This is a genomic window from Streptomyces sp. NPDC048612 (genome assembly GCF_043199295.1).
Classification (GTDB): domain Bacteria; phylum Actinomycetota; class Actinomycetes; order Streptomycetales; family Streptomycetaceae; genus Streptomyces.
Genome location: NZ_JBICVV010000025.1, coordinates 54,028 through 69,264, shown reverse-complemented (window position 1 = coordinate 69,264; position 15,237 = coordinate 54,028). Strand labels below are relative to the sequence as shown.

General features: G+C 72.3%; 9 protein-coding genes and 1 pseudogene. 2 read left to right on the top strand and 8 right to left on the bottom strand.

Annotated elements, in window-relative coordinates:
- Positions 1-288: 288 nt before the first annotated feature.
- Positions 289-1,086 carry a transcriptional repressor LexA gene (gene lexA, locus ACGFN2_RS29890; protein WP_362605288.1) on the top strand — a complete coding sequence of 266 codons (798 nt, stop codon included), beginning with the start codon at positions 289-291 and terminating at the stop codon, positions 1,084-1,086.
- 170 nt (positions 1,087-1,256) lie between these two features.
- Here lexA and ACGFN2_RS29885 read toward each other — a convergent pair.
- The 6 genes and pseudogenes from ACGFN2_RS29885 to ACGFN2_RS29860 form a co-directional block, all read right to left on the bottom strand.
- Positions 1,257-2,188, bottom strand: a pseudogene (locus tag ACGFN2_RS29885) (IS5 family transposase).
- A 53-nt stretch (positions 2,189-2,241) separates the two neighbouring features.
- Positions 2,242-4,218, bottom strand: a complete 1,977-nt coding sequence (locus tag ACGFN2_RS29880; protein WP_393365644.1) for an ATP-dependent DNA helicase — start codon at positions 4,216-4,218, stop codon at positions 2,242-2,244.
- A gap of 41 nt (positions 4,219-4,259) precedes the next feature.
- Complete coding sequence (locus tag ACGFN2_RS29875; protein ID WP_362605292.1) at positions 4,260-6,026, bottom strand: IucA/IucC family siderophore biosynthesis protein; 1,767 nt, start codon at positions 6,024-6,026, stop codon at positions 4,260-4,262.
- Positions 6,027-6,131: 105 nt separating this feature from the next.
- The gene (locus ACGFN2_RS29870) at positions 6,132-6,830 is read right to left on the bottom strand and encodes a GNAT family N-acetyltransferase (RefSeq protein ID WP_393365642.1); all 699 of its coding nucleotides are present in this window, start codon (positions 6,828-6,830) and stop codon (positions 6,132-6,134) included.
- Positions 6,831-6,938: 108 nt separating this feature from the next.
- The gene (locus tag ACGFN2_RS29865) at positions 6,939-8,951 is read right to left on the bottom strand and encodes an IucA/IucC family protein (RefSeq protein WP_393365640.1); all 2,013 of its coding nucleotides are present in this window, start codon (positions 8,949-8,951) and stop codon (positions 6,939-6,941) included.
- Entirely contained in the window at positions 8,948-10,336 is a 1,389-nt protein-coding gene (locus ACGFN2_RS29860) for a diaminobutyrate--2-oxoglutarate transaminase family protein (protein ID WP_362605297.1), read from the bottom strand. Before ACGFN2_RS29860 ends, ACGFN2_RS29865 begins: the two co-directional genes overlap by 4 nt.
- Before the next feature lie 281 nt (positions 10,337-10,617).
- Between ACGFN2_RS29860 and ACGFN2_RS29855 the strand changes: the two genes are divergently transcribed.
- Positions 10,618-11,808, top strand: coding sequence for a trypsin-like serine peptidase (locus ACGFN2_RS29855; RefSeq protein WP_393365637.1), 1,191 nt, complete (start codon positions 10,618-10,620; stop codon positions 11,806-11,808).
- A 110-nt stretch (positions 11,809-11,918) separates the two neighbouring features.
- Here the strand turns inward: ACGFN2_RS29855 and hflX are convergent, their stop codons facing one another.
- Both hflX and ACGFN2_RS29845 read right to left on the bottom strand, forming a co-directional pair.
- Positions 11,919-13,406, bottom strand: a complete 1,488-nt coding sequence (gene hflX, locus ACGFN2_RS29850) for a GTPase HflX (RefSeq protein ID WP_362605301.1) — start codon at positions 13,404-13,406, stop codon at positions 11,919-11,921.
- A gap of 180 nt (positions 13,407-13,586) precedes the next feature.
- Positions 13,587-15,212 (bottom strand): M1 family aminopeptidase, encoded by a 1,626-nt coding sequence (locus ACGFN2_RS29845; RefSeq protein ID WP_393365635.1) that lies wholly within the window; start codon positions 15,210-15,212, stop codon positions 13,587-13,589.
- Between the last annotated feature and the right edge of the window lie 25 nt (positions 15,213-15,237).

The window sequence follows — 15,237 nt, the reverse complement described above, 5'->3', positions numbered from 1 at the left end:
TACGGGAAGCCACCCGGCGGGCGGCGCGGCGGGGCCGGGATGACAGAATCGGCCGGGTCGGGACAGGCGGTCCACGAGTCTCCGTACGACGGCGGCACGGCTCGCCGTGCGACCAGGAATCCGGGCCGACGCGCCCCGCCGGGGACTCGAAAAGTCACTCGGCCATACACCCAGCCTCTTGATCCGGGTAGCAATCGGCGAATATTTCACTCGAACGTGTGTTTGGCGCAACCTTTCGAAAGCAACTACCGTTGGCTAACTAGGGAGAACATTTCGAGAGGGGCCGACGTGACCACCACCGCAGACACCGCGACCATCACCGCACAAAGCCACTCCCAGAGCCGGTTCGAGCACCCGCAGAAGGCACAGCGGCCGATGGACGACGCCACGTCGGATTCCGAAGAGCAGAAGCCCGCCCGCGCCCTGCCCGGCAGGCCACCGGGCATCCGGGCCGACAGCTCCGGACTCACCGACCGCCAGCGCCGGGTGATCGAGGTGATCCGCGATTCCGTGCAGCGGCGGGGCTACCCGCCGTCCATGCGCGAGATCGGCCAGGCCGTCGGCCTGTCCAGCACCTCGTCCGTCGCCCACCAGCTCATGGCGCTCGAACGCAAGGGCTTCCTGCGCCGCGACCCGCACCGCCCCCGGGCGTACGAGGTACGCGGCTCGGACCAGACCAGCACCGCCGCGACGGAGACCGCGGGCAAGCCCGCCGCGTCCTACGTTCCGCTGGTCGGCCGGATCGCCGCCGGCGGCCCGATCCTCGCCGAGGAGTCGGTCGAGGACGTCTTCCCGCTCCCCCGCCAGCTCGTCGGCGACGGCGAACTCTTCGTGCTGAAGGTCGTCGGCGACTCCATGATCGAAGCCGCCATCTGTGACGGCGACTGGGTCACGGTCCGCCGCCAGCCGGTCGCCGAGAACGGGGACATCGTCGCCGCCATGCTGGACGGCGAGGCCACCGTCAAGCGCTTCAAGCGCGAGGACGGCCATGTGTGGCTGCTGCCGCACAACTCCGCGTACCAGCCGATCCCCGGGGACGAGGCGACCATCCTCGGCAAGGTGGTGGCGGTACTGCGCCGCGTCTGACCCACCGCTCACGACCGAGCCCCGGAACCACTGCGCCGGTTCCGGGGCTCTGCTTGTCGCGCCTGAGCCGGCGCCGCTCTCGCGGAGGTGGTCGCGGTCCGGTGGGGGTGCTCCATTGAGGGCTGCGGCGCAAGAGCGGGTGGTGCGCCGCCTAGGGCGTGTCCGGGCGATCATGTTCGGAGCCAGATGGCGAGGGCTGCTGCTGTTGCGGTGTCGAGAAAGACGTAGCCGCGCTTGTCGTACCGGGTGGCCACCGCTCTGGACTGCTTGAGCCTGTTGATTGCCCGTTCGACGGTGTTGCGCTTCTTGTAGCGCTCTTCGCCGAAGCCGGGTGGCCGTCCGCCGCGTGAGCCTTTGCGCAGGCGGGCGGCCTGGCTGTCGGTCTTCTCCGGGATCGTGTGCCGGATGGCCCTTCGCCGCAGGTACTGGCGGCACGGGCCGTTGCTGTATGCCTTGTCGGCCGCGACGCTGTCAGGCTTCTTCCGTGGCCTGCCCGGCCCCGCCAGGGGGACACGGATCTTCTCCAGAACGGGCTTGAACTGCGTGCAGTCCGCCCACTGTCCGGGTGTGAGGAGCAGGGACAGCGGACGGCAGCGGCCGTCCGCGCTCAGGTGGAGCTTGGTGGTGAACCCGCCACGCGAGCGGCCCAGGCCCTCACCTCCCTCACCACCTCCGCCAGCCGGCCGTGAAGGCTCTGCCACGGCCTCTCGTCCTGGTGTTCTGCCGTTTCGGCCCCCTTTGAAGCGGGGGCCGGCGGCGGGCAGGTGCGAGCACCGGCCGCGTGCTGGTGCGCGCGCATGATCGTGGAGTCGACCGAGATGTCCCAGTCGATCTCACCCGCGGCATGAGCCTCGGCCTGGACCTGCTGCAACAGCCGTTCCCAGGTGCCATCGGCCGACCACAATCGGTGCCGTTCATAGACGGTCTTCCACGGGCCGAACCGTTCGGGCAGGTCACGCCACTGCACACCGGTCCGCACCCGATGGAGAATCCCGTCGATGACCTGCCGGTGATCCCGCCACCGGCCACAACGCCTGTTGCTCACCGGCAAGAACGGACGCAGCCGTTCCCACTCCGCATCGCTCAGATCACCCCGCCCCATGCCCACAACAACGACCCGGACACAGCACAGTCACATGATCGGCCGGACAAGCCCTAGGCGTCTGTCTGTGAAGCCTTTGCCGCCGCGTCGATGGCGGCCAGCGAGCGGCGGACCTGGTTGCGGTCGGTGGTGTACCAGAACTCGGGCATCGACTTGCGGAGGAAGGAGCCGTAGCGGGCCCGCTCCACCCGGGGATCGAGGACCGCAACCACACCCCGGTCGCCCGTGGCGCGCACCAGCCGGCCGGCGCCCTGGGCCATCAGCAGGGCCGCATGCGTCGCCGCGACCGCCATGAAGCCATTGCCGCCGTTCTCCTCCACGGCCTTCTGCCGGGCGCTCATCAGCGGGTCGTCCGGACGCGGGAACGGCACCCGGTCCATCACCACCAGCTGGCAGTTCGCCCCCGGCACATCGACGCCCTGCCAGAGGGAGAGGGTGCCGAACAGGCAGGTACGGGCGTCGTCGGCGAAGGCGCGGATCAGCTCGCCGAGGGTCTCCTCGCCCTGGAGGAGAATCGGCACGTCCAGCCGGCCTCGCAGCTCCTCGGCGGCGCCCTGGGCGGCGCGCATCGAGGAGAAGAGGCCGAGGGTGCGGCCGCCCGCCGCCTCGATCAGCTCGGTGAGCTCATCGAGCATGTCCGTACGGCTGCCCTCCCGGCCCGGCTGGGCCAGATGCTTGGCGACGTACAGGATGCCCTGCTTCGAGTAGTCGAACGGGGAGCCGACGTCCAGGCCCTTCCAGGGCGGGGCGTCCTCGCCCTCCGTGCCCTCGGGAGCCAGGCCCAGGGAGGCGGCGACCCCGTTGAAGTCGCCGCCCAGCTTGAGGGTGGCGGAGGTCAGGGTCACCGAGCGGTCCTCGAAGAGCTTTTCGCGCAGCAGGCCCGAGACGGACAGCGGAGCCACGCGGAGCGAGGCGCCGAAGCGGTCATGGCGCTCGTACCAGACCACGTCGTACTCGGAGCCGTTGGCGATGCGCTCGGCGACGGCGTGGACGTTCTCCACCGAGGCGAGGGCCTGCTTGCGGACGGCGTCCTCGTCCTGGACCGACTTGTCGCGGGTGGAGCCGAGCGCCGAGATGACCGTACGGGCCGCGTCCCGCAGCGCCATCAGGCAGTAGCCGAGATCCTCGGGGATCTCTTCGAGGCGGCCGGGCAGGGCCAGCTCCATGAGGCGCTCGAAGGTCTCCGAGGCCGTCTGGAGCTGATCGGCGGCCTTCTCGTTGACGAGCTTGGCGGCGCGGCGGACGGCGCGGTTGACCTGGCCGGGGGTGAGCTCGCCGGTGGCGACGCCGGTGACCCGGGAGACCAGCTCATGGGCCTCGTCGATGATCAGGACCTCGTGCTGCGGGAGGATCGGGGCGCCCTCGATCGCGTCGATGGCGAGCAGCGCGTGGTTGGTGACGACCACGTCGGCGAGCTTGGCGCGCTCCCTGGCGGCCTCGGCGAAGCACTCCGCCCCGTACGCGCACTTCGAGGCGCCCAGACACTCCCGGGAGGAGACCGAGACCTGGCCCCAGGCACGGTCGGAGACCCCGGGGGTCAGCGCGTCACGGTCGCCGGTCTCGGTCTCGTCCGCCCAGTCGCGCAGCCGCAACAGGTCCTTGCCGAGCTTGCTGGTCGGTGTCGCCTGCTCGAAGACGTCGAAGAGGCCGTCCTCCTCTTCCTGCGGGACGCCCTCGTGGAGGCGGTGCAGGCACAGGTAGTTCGAGCGGCCCTTGAGCATCGCGAACTCGGGGCGGCGGCGCAGCAGCGGATGCAGGGCCTCGACCGTCCGCGGCAGATCACGCTCAACGAGCTGGCGCTGGAGCGCCAGGGTGGCGGTGGCGACGACCACTCTCTCGCCGTGCGCGAGCGCCGGGACCAGATAGCCGAGGGATTTGCCGGTGCCGGTGCCGGCCTGCACCAGCAGATGGGCCTGGTCGTCCACGGCCTCGGCGACGGCCTCGGCCATCGCCACCTGGCCGGGGCGCTCGGTGCCGCCGACGGCGGTCACGGCGGCGTGCAGGAGATCGGGGAGGGAGGGCTTCGTCATAGCGTGGCAAGCCTACGCGGGACCACTGACAGCCGGGTCCGTCACGGCATGTGGAGCGGATTGGGGACGGTGCCGTGGACCGCCGCGTGCGGCCGGTCGGTGCGGTCCCGGTAGCCGTCCACGTGCAGACGGTTGCGGTTCAGGCACAGCCGCGCGATCCGCGGGGTGAGCAGGTCGAAGGTCTCGTACCGCTCCTTGAGAGCGGGGAAGCGTTCGTGGTGGCGCAGGATCTCCGCCCGGACGAGTGACCAGAACTCGGCCTCGGGCACACCCAGTTGGTCCGCGCACAGCGGTGCGAGGTAGCGGAAGACGCCGACGAACAGGCCGGAGTGGATGAACTGGGTGAGGAAGGCGGGCGGTTCGGTCAGCAGCACCGCCCGTACGTCGTCCGGCATGGAGTCGTGCTCCGGGAGCGGGCGGGAGCTGGTGTTGACGTCGTCGACGAAGTCCTTCACCGCGAGGCGGGTGGGGACGTCGTGCTCGTCGAAGACGACGATGGCGTTCTCGCCGTGCGGGGAGAAGACCGTGCCGTAGCGGTAGAGGAAGTGCAGCAGCGGCGGCAGCAGCGCGGCGAACAGCCGGGCCAGCCAGGCGCGCGGGGCCAGCCCCGAGCGGCGCACCAGCTCCGCGGTCAGGGCGCGGCCCCGGGGGTCGGTCTGCAGCAGTGCGGCCAGGGTGCGGGCGCGTTCGCCGGGGTCCAGGTGGCGGCTGACCGGCTCCCGCCAGATACAGCCGAGCAGCTCCTTGAACTGGTACGGGACGCCGGGCAGCCGGTCGTAGAGGGGGTGCTCGACGGTGACGGACGCGGTCTCGCCGAGCAGGATGACCCGGGTCTCGTCGCGCAGATAGGGGTCGGCGTCGCGCAGGCCGTGGACCCAGCGGGTGACGGCGGGCGCGGCGAGGGTGCGCTCGGTGGGCAGGCCGCGCCAGACGAGGGTGTTGAGGATGGAGAGCGGCAGCTTGACCGTGCGGGCCTCGGGCCGGCTGAGGTTGAGGAAGGTGCGGATGGACTGCTGCGGCAGACGGAGGTCGTTGTCAGTGGGCAGCGCGATGATGGATCTGTCCGCGAGTTGCGGGGCGAAGAGCGGGGCGATGGTCTCGTCCCATTGCCAGGGGTGCACGGGGAGATAGAGGTAGTCGGCGGGGTCGAGGCCCTCGTCGGCGATGGTGCGGGCGAAGGCGTGACGGGTGGCGGGGTCGAGTTCCTCGCCGTAGAGACGGTCGGGGGTGGCGAGGGTGGGAATACCGCGGTAATGGGCGATGCCGTGGTGCGCGGCGAGCCAGGGCAGGCGCCGGGCGGTGCGGGCCTCAGGGGCCCAGGTCGCGGCGTCGGCGGCGGAGAATCCGAGCCGGCCCTTGTTCGCGACGAGCCAGGGGTGGCCGGTCTGGTGGCCTTCGAGGGAGGCGTAGTCCAGGTCGGCGAGTTCGGCGGCGCTGAGCGCGGTGGCATCGAGGCGGGTGTCGGCGGCGAGGGTGGCGGTCAGCTCGCGGATGAGGTGGCCGGTGGTGTCGCCGGACAGGCCCAGCACGGTGTCGTGGGCGTGCGTGAGGAAGCGGAAGGGGTCCGTGTCCGGGGTGATCGAAGCGGGGTCGACGCGCCAGTGGCCGTAGGCGCCGCGCCGGGCCCGGAAGCGGTAGACGAGGGTGTCGGAGACCGGCAGGCGGTACTGCGGGGTGCCGTCGGGGGCGGTGCCGTCGGGCTCGGGGCTGAGGATCTCCTCGTAGGCGAACTCCGCCAGGGTCTTGGCGAACAGTCGGCGCGCGGCGTGCTGCCAGGCGCGGTGCGAGGGCTGGGGCTCAGGAGACAAGGCGGGACTCCTCGAAGCGGGACCGCCCCGGCTCGTACGGGGGACAACCGGGGCAGCGCGGTGGACGGCGGACCGGAGCGGGACCGTCGGCGGACGGCCGCGGCGTCAGAGCAGGTGGCGGCGGGCGCGGTCGCGGACCATCAACGCCGCCCGTTTCGAAGGAAGTTCGATCTCCTCGGCGTAGTGGAAGCCGGCGCTCAGGAAGGCCGCGACGGAGGCGGTGTTGCGCAGATCGGGCTCGGCGACGACCCGTGTGCAGCGCGGGCGGTGGTCGAGGACGAGGTCGGCGGTGGCGCGCAGCAGGGTGCTGCCCAGCCCGCGCCCCCGGTCGCCGGACCCGCCGATGAGCAGATGGATGCCGGTGTCGTGGGGCCGGGCGGCGTAGTGGCGGGCGAGGGGGTCGAGGTCGGCGCGGTAGATCTCCCAGTAGCTCATCGGGACCCCGGCCAGCACCCCCAGGCAGGGCACGCTGCGCCCGTCGCCGTCGAGCTGCTCGCGCAGATGGGCGGCGGTGGTCTCCGGCGGGCCCGCCAGCTCCCAGAAGGCCGCCACGGCCGGGTCGTTCATCCAGCCCACGATCCGGTCGAGATCGCGGTCCGGCCGGACGGGCACCAGCGCGAACGGCCCGGCGGGGGTGTCGGCCGCGCCCCAGCCCGCCGGGTTGTCGAGGAGTCCGTCGGCCGGGGCGCCCGGGGACCCCGGCGGCGGGCCGTCGTCGGACGCCGCGCGGCATTCCGGGGGCGGGGCCTGCAGGCCGAGGGGGCCGTCGGAGCCGAGGCTGCGGCCGGGTTCGGTGGGTGGCACGGCGACGCTCTCCTCTCGTGGCCGCGTGCCGCGTGGCCGTATGGGTCGCGGGGCGCCGGCGCCGGGGGCTGGGGGCGGGGGTCTGCTGTCGGGGTTCGCGGTGGGCGGCTAGGGGGCGAGGGGGTTGGTCAGGGTGACGTAGACGGACTGGGTCTCGACCGGGCCGACGAGTTCGTCCAGGCCGTGCAGCCGGGTCGCCAGGTTGGCCTTGCAGCGCAGGGTGCGGGCGGCCAGGAGCTGTTCCGGGAGCGGCGAGCGGTGCTCCCGCGGGGCCGCGGCGGCGTCGGCGAGGAACCGGCGGAAGGCGGCGAGCAGGATCTCCTCGCGGACCAGGCACTGGGAGCCGAAGGCGCCGATGAGGCCGAGGACGTTGTTGATGCCGAGGTAGTAGGCGAAGCGTTCGTCGGTGACGTCGTCGGGCACGAAGGTGTCGCTGGCCACGCCGATGCCGGGCAGCCGTCGTTCCAGTTCGGCGCGGCGCGAGGTGCGGAAGTAGTAGCCCTGGTTGTCGCGGTAGCGGCCGCCGACCGGCCAGCCGTCGGGGTCCAGCAGGACCACGGTGTTCTGCTGGTGGGCCTCCAGCACGACGCCGGCCGTGCCGTCGAGCCACAGCACGGGCCGGACGACCGCTTCGAGGTAGCGCAGGAACCACTCGGTGGCCACCGCCCCCAGGGGACGGCCGGTGCGGGCCCCGAGTGTCAGCACGAGGTCCTCGAGTCGGGAGCGCACTCCGGAGCGGCCGGGCCAGGGCCGGGGGGAGGTGAGGCCGGCGACGCAGACGGCGTCGTCGGTGGTGCTGAAGGGGTTGTGGCGGATGACGACGTCGAAGCCCTGGACGGGTGCGCCGTCGAGTCCGTCGACGGCAAGATAGGCCGGGTCCCGGACGATGTCGAAGCCGGGGTGGACGGTCTGCCACTGCTTGGCGAGGCCGGTGCGCAGCAGCCGGTGCACCTCGACCCCGCGGGCCAGTTCCTTACGGAGGTTCTCCCGGCGGGAGTTGGTGATGCGCAGCCCGAGGGAGAGCTTGAGCATGGCGTCCGCGCCGGGGCGGTAGACCGTGCGGACGGAGGAGGTGGGGTGCCACAGCGGGCCGTGGGCGCCGAGGTCGTGCAGCAGACCGGCCTCGCGGAGGGCGAGGACGTCGGGGCGGTCGGCGAGTTCCCTGGCCTGCCAGGGGTGCAGCGGCAGCGCCACGGTGCCGTCGGGGACCCGGCAGCCGCTCCCCGCGAGGTCCGCGGTGAGCTGCCCGGCCGCCACGGGCTTGCCGCGTTCGGTCCAGGCGGAGTCCGCGGCCAGCACCGAGCGGTGCACGGCCGTCCAGTGCAGCGGGAAGGCGCCGCGGAGTTCGGGCGAATAGGCGCGGGTCTCGGCGTCGGAGAGGCCTTCGCGGCTCTTGGGTGTGGGGTGCAGCGGGTGCCCGAGGAGGAGGGACTGTTCGGCTTCGAGGAAGAGGGCGCCGTGGTCGTCGGCGGGCCGGGCGCGCCGGTCGGTGAGGAAGGCGGCGACGTTGCGGACGGAGTTGGCGACCCGGCCGACGAGTTCGGCGCCGTCGCCGTCCGGTGACTGCTGCGGAGCGCCGTCCGGCTCCGGCTGTTCACCGCCGTCCGCCACGCGGTGCTCACCGCCGTCGGAGGCCCGCCGGTCGCCGTGCGCGGCCTCCCGGCGCAGCAGTGCGGCGAGGGTGACGGCGTCCAGCGGGGCGGCGCCGGCGGGGGCGCCTTCGAGGGTGGGGGCGCCCAGGCGGTGCCAGCCGGTGGGTGACCAGTAGCGGACCGGGACGAGCAGGGCGCTCGCCGCGGCCTGCAGCGGGAGGCGGAGCCGTCCTTCGGCGGGGTGGTGGGTGCCGCTCTCCCTGATCCAGCAGCGCAGCAGGTGCTCGATGCCGGCGGCGTCGGCGGCGACGGCCGGGTCCGGGTGGTCGAGCGGGTCGTGGTCGCCGGTGCGGGTGCGGTCGTGCGGGCCGGGGACGGACCGGTCCGGGTGCTCATGGGGCTGCTGGTGGCAGGTCTCGTCCGGGGCGCGGCGCTGCTGGCGCGGTACCGACTCGATGGTGCCCGCGCCCTGGTGGGCGGGGACCCGCTCGGCGGGCTGGCCGGCGTCGGGGCCGAGGTGTTCGTTCATGGGGTGGTGCCTCGCATGGTCGTGGGGGACGAGCCCGTCGGCCCGGGGGTGGTGCGGACCGCCGCCGCGATGGCGTCGGCGAGGCGGTCGAGGATCGCGTCCGCCTGTTCGTCGGTGATGGTCAGGGGCGGCAGCAGCCGGACGACGGCGGAGTGCCGGCCGCCCAGTTCGACGATCAGGCCGCGGTCCAGGCAGGCGTCGCGGACGGCGACGGCGAGTTCGGGGGCGGCGGGGCGGGCGCCGGTGGCATCGGCGTCGGCGTCGCGGTCGACGAGTTCGACGCCGAGCATCAGGCCGCGGCCGCGGACGTCGCCGATGCAGTCGTGGGCGGTGGCGAGGGAGGTGAGCCGGTCGAGCATCCGGGCGCCCAGCTCCCCGGCCCGCCGGTCGAGGCCGTTGGCCCGGACATGGGCGAGGGTGGCGGCGCCGGCGGCCATGGCGAGCTGGTTTCCGCGGAAGGTGCCGGCGTGCGCGCCGGGCTGCCAGGCGTCCAGCTCCTCGCGGTAGACGATCACGGCGAGCGGCAGGCTGCCGCCGATCGCCTTCGACAGCACGATCACGTCGGGCACGATGCCGCTGTGGTCGACCGCCCAGAAGGCGCCGGTGCGGCCGACCCCGGTCTGTACCTCGTCGACGATCAGCGGGATCTGCCGTTCCGCGGTGATCTCCCGCATCCGCCGCAGCCAGCTGTCCGGTGCGGGGATCACGCCGCCCTCGCCCTGGACGGGTTCCAGGATCATCCCGGCCGGGCGGGACACCCCGCTCTTGTGGTCGTCGAGCAGGCTCCGGGTCCAGCGCGCGGCGAGTTCGGCGCCGCGCTCGCCGCCGGTCCCGAAGGGGCAGCGGTAGTCGTACGGGTAGGGCAGCCGGACGACGCTGGTGTGCCGCGCTCCCCCGGAGGCGGCGAGCGCCTCCGAGGTCATGCCGTGGTAGGCGCCGGAGAAGGCCATCAGGCCGTCCCGTCCGGTCGCGGTGCGGACGAGTTTGAAGGCGGCCTCGACGGCGTCCGTGCCGGCCGGGCCGCAGAACTGGATGCGCGCGTTTTCGGCCAACTCCGCGGGCAGCGTGGCGAACAGCTCGGTGGTGAAGGCGTCCTTGACGGGCGTGGCCAGGTCGAGGACGTGCAGCGGCGCACCGGAGTCGAGGACCCTGCGGATCGCTTCGAGCACCACCGGATGGTTGTGGCCGAGCGCCAGCGTGCCGGCGCCGGAGAGGCAGTCGAGATAGCGCCGTCCGTCGGCGCCCTCGATGGTGAGCCCGCGGGCGCGCACCGGGACGATGGGCAGCGAGCGCGCATAGGTGCGGGCGGCGGACTCACGCAGGGACTGACGGCGCAGAATCCCCTCGTGGGCCGGCGCCGCCGGCACGGTTTCGGTCAACGCCACGGCAGTTGTGTCCTCCTGCTGGTGAGCTGCGGAAGGCCGCGGGCCCCGCGAAGGGCCCGGCCGTCCCCCGTCCGTACCAACGACGGCGGCGACGCGAGATCACGGTTGCCGGCAAGATCCTTGGCTGCCTGGAACCGGGGACCCGAGTACCGCCGTCCCCATCGTCACCGGCATAGTGGGGTGTTGCACCGGGATCTTGAGGTTCATGACAAAGAACGGGTCCGGTGTCCAGCAGCCCGTGTCATCCCGGCTCAGTCCGATTCATCAGGGGGAACTCACCCATGCGATCCATACGTCGGCCAGTCCTGGCCGCCGCCGCTCTCACCGCCGTCATGGCGCTGACTGCCACCGGCTGCGGGCCGGAGGGCGGCAACGCGGACGCCCAGCCCAGCCAGTCCGCGGCCCAGGACTCCACGGGCGGGGGTGACTTCAAGATTCCCCAGGACATCCAGGACAAGCTCAAGGAACACGGCGTCAACCTGGACAACTGGAAGAACGGCGAGTGGAAGAACTGGGACCGGGACAAGTGGCTCCGCGAGGCCGGTGAGTTCATCAACCCGATCATCAAGGACTTCTGGGACAAGGACAAGATCGACAAGGTCAAGCCGCCCCAGGACCCCAGCAAGCCCGAGGACATCTCCGAGGACCAGGGCAAGACCGACCCTGAGCCCGCCGCCGTCCCCGCCCGGGCCGTGAAGACCCCGTACACCTCCACCGCCCCCGGCGTGGGTCTGCTGCTGTTCAGCACCCCCGAGGGCGATTCGCGGTGCTCCGCCACCGTCGTCAAGGACCCGGCGCACCCCGGTAAGTCCAACCTGGTGTGGACCGCGGCGCACTGTGTGCACGCCGGCAAGAACGGCGGCTGGTACCGCAACATGATGTTCGTGCCGAACTTCAACAAGACCGGCGGCACCGCCGGCCAGTTGAAGAGTAAGCCCTTCGAGGACCGGGTCCCGTCGGGCAAGTGGTGGGCGGACGACATGGCGACGTCCCAGCAGTGGATCAAGGCCGGCGGCGCCGTCCCGGGTGTCCCGATGGCTCCGTACGACTACGCGCTGATGCATGTGAAGCCGGAGCAGGGCACCGGCGGCAAGTCGCTGGAGGAGATGGCCGGCGGCGCCTACGAGGTCGACTTCAACGCCCCGGCGATGGCGAAGATCCCGAGCCTGACCGCACAGGGCTACCCGGCCGAGGCGCCGTTCGACGGTGCGGCGCAGCAGCAGTGCACCGACAAGCCGACCCGGCTGTCGATGGACGCCCAGAAGCCGACCATGTACCGGATCGGCTGCACCATGACCGGCGGTTCCTCCGGTGGCCCCTGGTTCGCCAAGGGCTCGGACGGCAAGCAGGTGCTGATCTCCAACATGTCGATGGGCCCGCGTCCGGCCCGCTGGTCGGCCGGACCGCACCTGGGTCCCGAGGCCAAGACGCTCTTCGACAACATGAGCAAGAAGTGGGCGGCCAAGCAGTAGCCGCCCGGGGCGGGTGGTGCCCGGCCGGCACCGCCCGCCCCTGAACGGAACGAAGGCCCGCCCCCGGTCTCCCGGGGGCGGGCCTTTCGCTTCGCTGTACTACGGGGCGGTCAGGCCGCCGGCGCGAACGGCTGGAACTCCGCGGCCAGTTCCTCGTGCACCCGCGCCTTGAGGACCGTGCCCTCGGCGGTGTGCTCCTCGGAGATGACCTCGCCCTCGGCGTGGGCCCGCGAGACCAGGGCGCCCTGGGTGTAGGGCACCAGCACCTCGATCTCGACCTTCGGCCGGGGCAGTTCCTCGTCGAGCAGGGCCAGCAGCTCCGCCATGCCCTGGCCGGTACGGGCCGAGACGGCGAGCGCGTGCTTCTCCTGGCGCAGCAGTCGCTGGAGCACCAGCGGATCGGCCGCGTCGGCCTTGTTGACGACCACGATCTCGGGCACGTCCGTCGCGCCGACCTCGCGGATCACCTCGCGTACCGCGGCCAGCTGCTCCTCCGGCACCGGGTGCGAGCCGTCGACCACGTGCAGGATGAGGTCGGACTCGCCGACCTCCTCCATCGTGGAACGGAACGCCTCGACGAGGTGGTGCGGGAGGTGGCGGACGAAGCCGACGGTGTCGGCGAGGGTGTAGAGGCGTCCGCTGGGTGTCTCGGCCCGCCGGACGGTCGGGTCCAGGGTGGCGAACAGGGCGTTCTCCACCAGGACACCGGCGCCGGTCAGGCGGTTGAGCAGGGATGACTTACCGGCGTTGGTGTAGCCGGCGATGGCGACCGAGGGGACCTTCTTGCGCCGGCGCTCCTGGCGCTTGATGTCCCGGCCGGTCTTCATCTCCGCGATCTCCCGGCGCATCTTCGCCATCTTCTCGCGAATCCGCCGCCGGTCGGTCTCGATCTTGGTCTCACCGGGACCACGGGTGGCCATACCGCCGCCCGCCGAACCGGAGCCACCGCCACCCATCTGCCGGGAGAGCGACTGGCCCCAGCCACGGAGCCTGGGGAGCATGTACTGCATCTGCGCCAGCGCGACCTGTGCCTTGCCCTCCCGGGACTTGGCGTGCTGGGCGAAGATGTCGAGGATCAGGGCGGTCCGGTCGACCACCTTGACCTTGACGACGTCCTCGAGGTGGATCAGCTGGCCCGGGGACAGCTCACCGTCACACACCACGGTGTCCGCCCCGGATTCGAGCACGATGTCCCGCAGCTCCAGGGCCTTGCCCGAGCCGATGTAGGTGGCCGGGTCGGGCTTGTCGCGGCGCTGGATGACGCCGTCGAGCACCAGGGCGCCGGCGGTCTCGGCGAGGGCGGCGAGCTCCGCGAGGGAGTTCTCCGCCTCCTGGACCGTGCCGGTGGTCCAGACACCGACGAGCACCACCCGCTCCAGGCGGAGCTGGCGGTACTCGACCTCGGTGACGTCCTCGAGTTCGGTGGAGAGGCCCGCTACACGGCGTAGTGCGGCACGTGCGGAGCGGTCGTACTGGTCGCCGTCACGCTCCCCGTCGATCTCGTGGCTCCAGGCGACGTCCTCTTCCATCAGGGCGTTCGCCCGAAGGCTCTCGGGGAGGCGCTGCCGGTCCTGCGGAAGGGAAGAAGAGGAGGTCATTTGATCCTTCGCGTCGTTGGGAAGCCCGCACGGGGACCTCGCGGCCCCACCGGGACTGTCGTCAGGGCGACCGTCGCGGGACTCCCGCGGCCGTCGCTGGTGTCAACGTCCGAGCCGTCCCGGAGATTCCCGGGCCGGCCAGTGCCGACCTGACGATGGTCCCACGCCCCGGGAGGGCCGTCACGCGGGTTTCCCGGGGGTTCGGGCGGCTCCCTTGGGACCCCCGGGCGTCGGGGCGGCCACCTTGGCCCCGGGGCCGGGGGCGGTCGCCTTCGGGCCGGGCTTGGCCGGGCTCTTCCGGGGCTTCCACTGCGCATGACCGGGCATCGGCGGGGTCCGGTCGCCGTAGAGCCATGCCTGGAAGAAGCCGGTGAGGTCCTGCCCGGACACCTGGGAGGCCAGCTGGACGAAGTCGGCGGTGTCGGCGACTCCGTCGCGGTGCCGGGACACCCACTCGCGCTCGATCCGGTCGAAGGCCGCCGGACCGATCTTCTGCCGCAGGGCGTAGAGGACCAGCGCGCTGCCGTCGTAGACGATCGGGCGGAAGATGCTGATCTTCTGCCCCGGGCTGGGGGCCTTGGGCCGGGCGGGCGGTCCGCCCTCGGCGCGCCAGCCGTCGGACTGCTCGTACGCGTGGCGCATACGGGCCTCCAGAGAGGCCCGGGTGCCGCCCTTCTCCTGGGCGTAGAGGGCCTCGTACCAGGTGGCATGGGCCTCGTTGAGCCAGACGTCGGACCAGCGGCGCGGGCTGACGCTGTCGCCGAACCACTGGTGGGCCAGCTCGTGCACCATCACGGACTCGACGTACCAGTCGGGCAGCTGGTGGGTGGTGAACAGGGCCTTCTCGAACAGCGACAGCGTCTGGGTCTCCAGCTCGAAGCCGGTCCGGGCGTCGGCGATCAGCACCCCGTACGCCTCGAAGGGGTAGGGACCGAGCTTGCGCTCCAGCCAGGTCAGATGGCCCGGTGTCTTGGCCACCCAGGGGGCCAGGGCGGCTCGGTGGGCGGTCGGGACGACGTCGCGCACCGGCAGGCCGTGCGGCCCGTGGCGCAGCAGCACGCTGGACTTCCCGATGGAGACCTGGGCCAGCTCGGTGGCCATGGGGTGGTCTGTCCGGTAGGTCCAGGTGCGGGTCCCGCCCCGGGTGCCGGGGCGCAGCGGCAGCCCGTTGGCGACGGCGGTCAGCTGCTGCGGCGCGGTGATGCGGAAGGTGAAGAGCGCCTTGTCGGAGGGGTGGTCGTTGCAGGGGAAGACCCGGTGGGCGGCGTCGGCCTGGTTGGCCATCGCCAGCCCGTCGGCGGTACGAATCCAGCCGCCGTTGCCGGCGCCGGCGGGGTTGCTGGTGTGTTCGACGGCGATCTTCAGTTCCTGTCCACGGGAGACGTGGAAGGCCGGGGTCAGCACCAGGTCCTCGCCGTGCTGCTCGTACCGGGCGGCCAGGCCGCCGATCTTCACGGAGCGTACGGCGCCGCGGGCGAAGTCGAGGTTGAGCTGGTCGAGCTCGCTGGTCGCGCGGGCGGTGATCTCAGTGGTGGCGTTCATCGGCCGGTCGTTGTGGCCGGAATACTCCAGGGAGATGTCATAGGACGTGACGTCGTAGCCGGTGTTGCCGAGGGTGGGGAAGAGCCGGTCGCCCAGGCCCTGCGGCCCGGCCGGCGGCTCGGCCACCCCGAGGGTGGCCAGGGCGGCCAGCCCGAGGGCGGCGGCCCGCACCCCGGTCCGGCGGCCCCGGCCGCTCGGGCCACGGGACAGGGCGGGGACAGGGCGGTCGGGATCGCGGGACGGGCGGCGCAAGGGAAGGGACATGCACTACGGCTACCAACGCGGCCCC

Bases quoted from the DNA above. Each gene is read 5' to 3' on its own strand.
- ACGFN2_RS29855 (WP_393365637.1), top strand. From the start codon at position 10,618: ATGCGATCCATACGTCGGCCAGTCCTGGCCGCCGCCGCTCTCACCGCC.
- ACGFN2_RS29845 (WP_393365635.1), bottom strand. From the start codon at position 15,212: ATGTCCCTTCCCTTGCGCCGCCCGTCCCGCGATCCCGACCGCCCTGTC.
- ACGFN2_RS29865 (WP_393365640.1), bottom strand. From the start codon at position 8,951: ATGAACGAACACCTCGGCCCCGACGCCGGCCAGCCCGCCGAGCGGGTC.
- ACGFN2_RS29880 (WP_393365644.1), bottom strand. From the start codon at position 4,218: ATGACGAAGCCCTCCCTCCCCGATCTCCTGCACGCCGCCGTGACCGCC.
- hflX (WP_362605301.1), bottom strand. From the start codon at position 13,406: ATGACCTCCTCTTCTTCCCTTCCGCAGGACCGGCAGCGCCTCCCCGAG.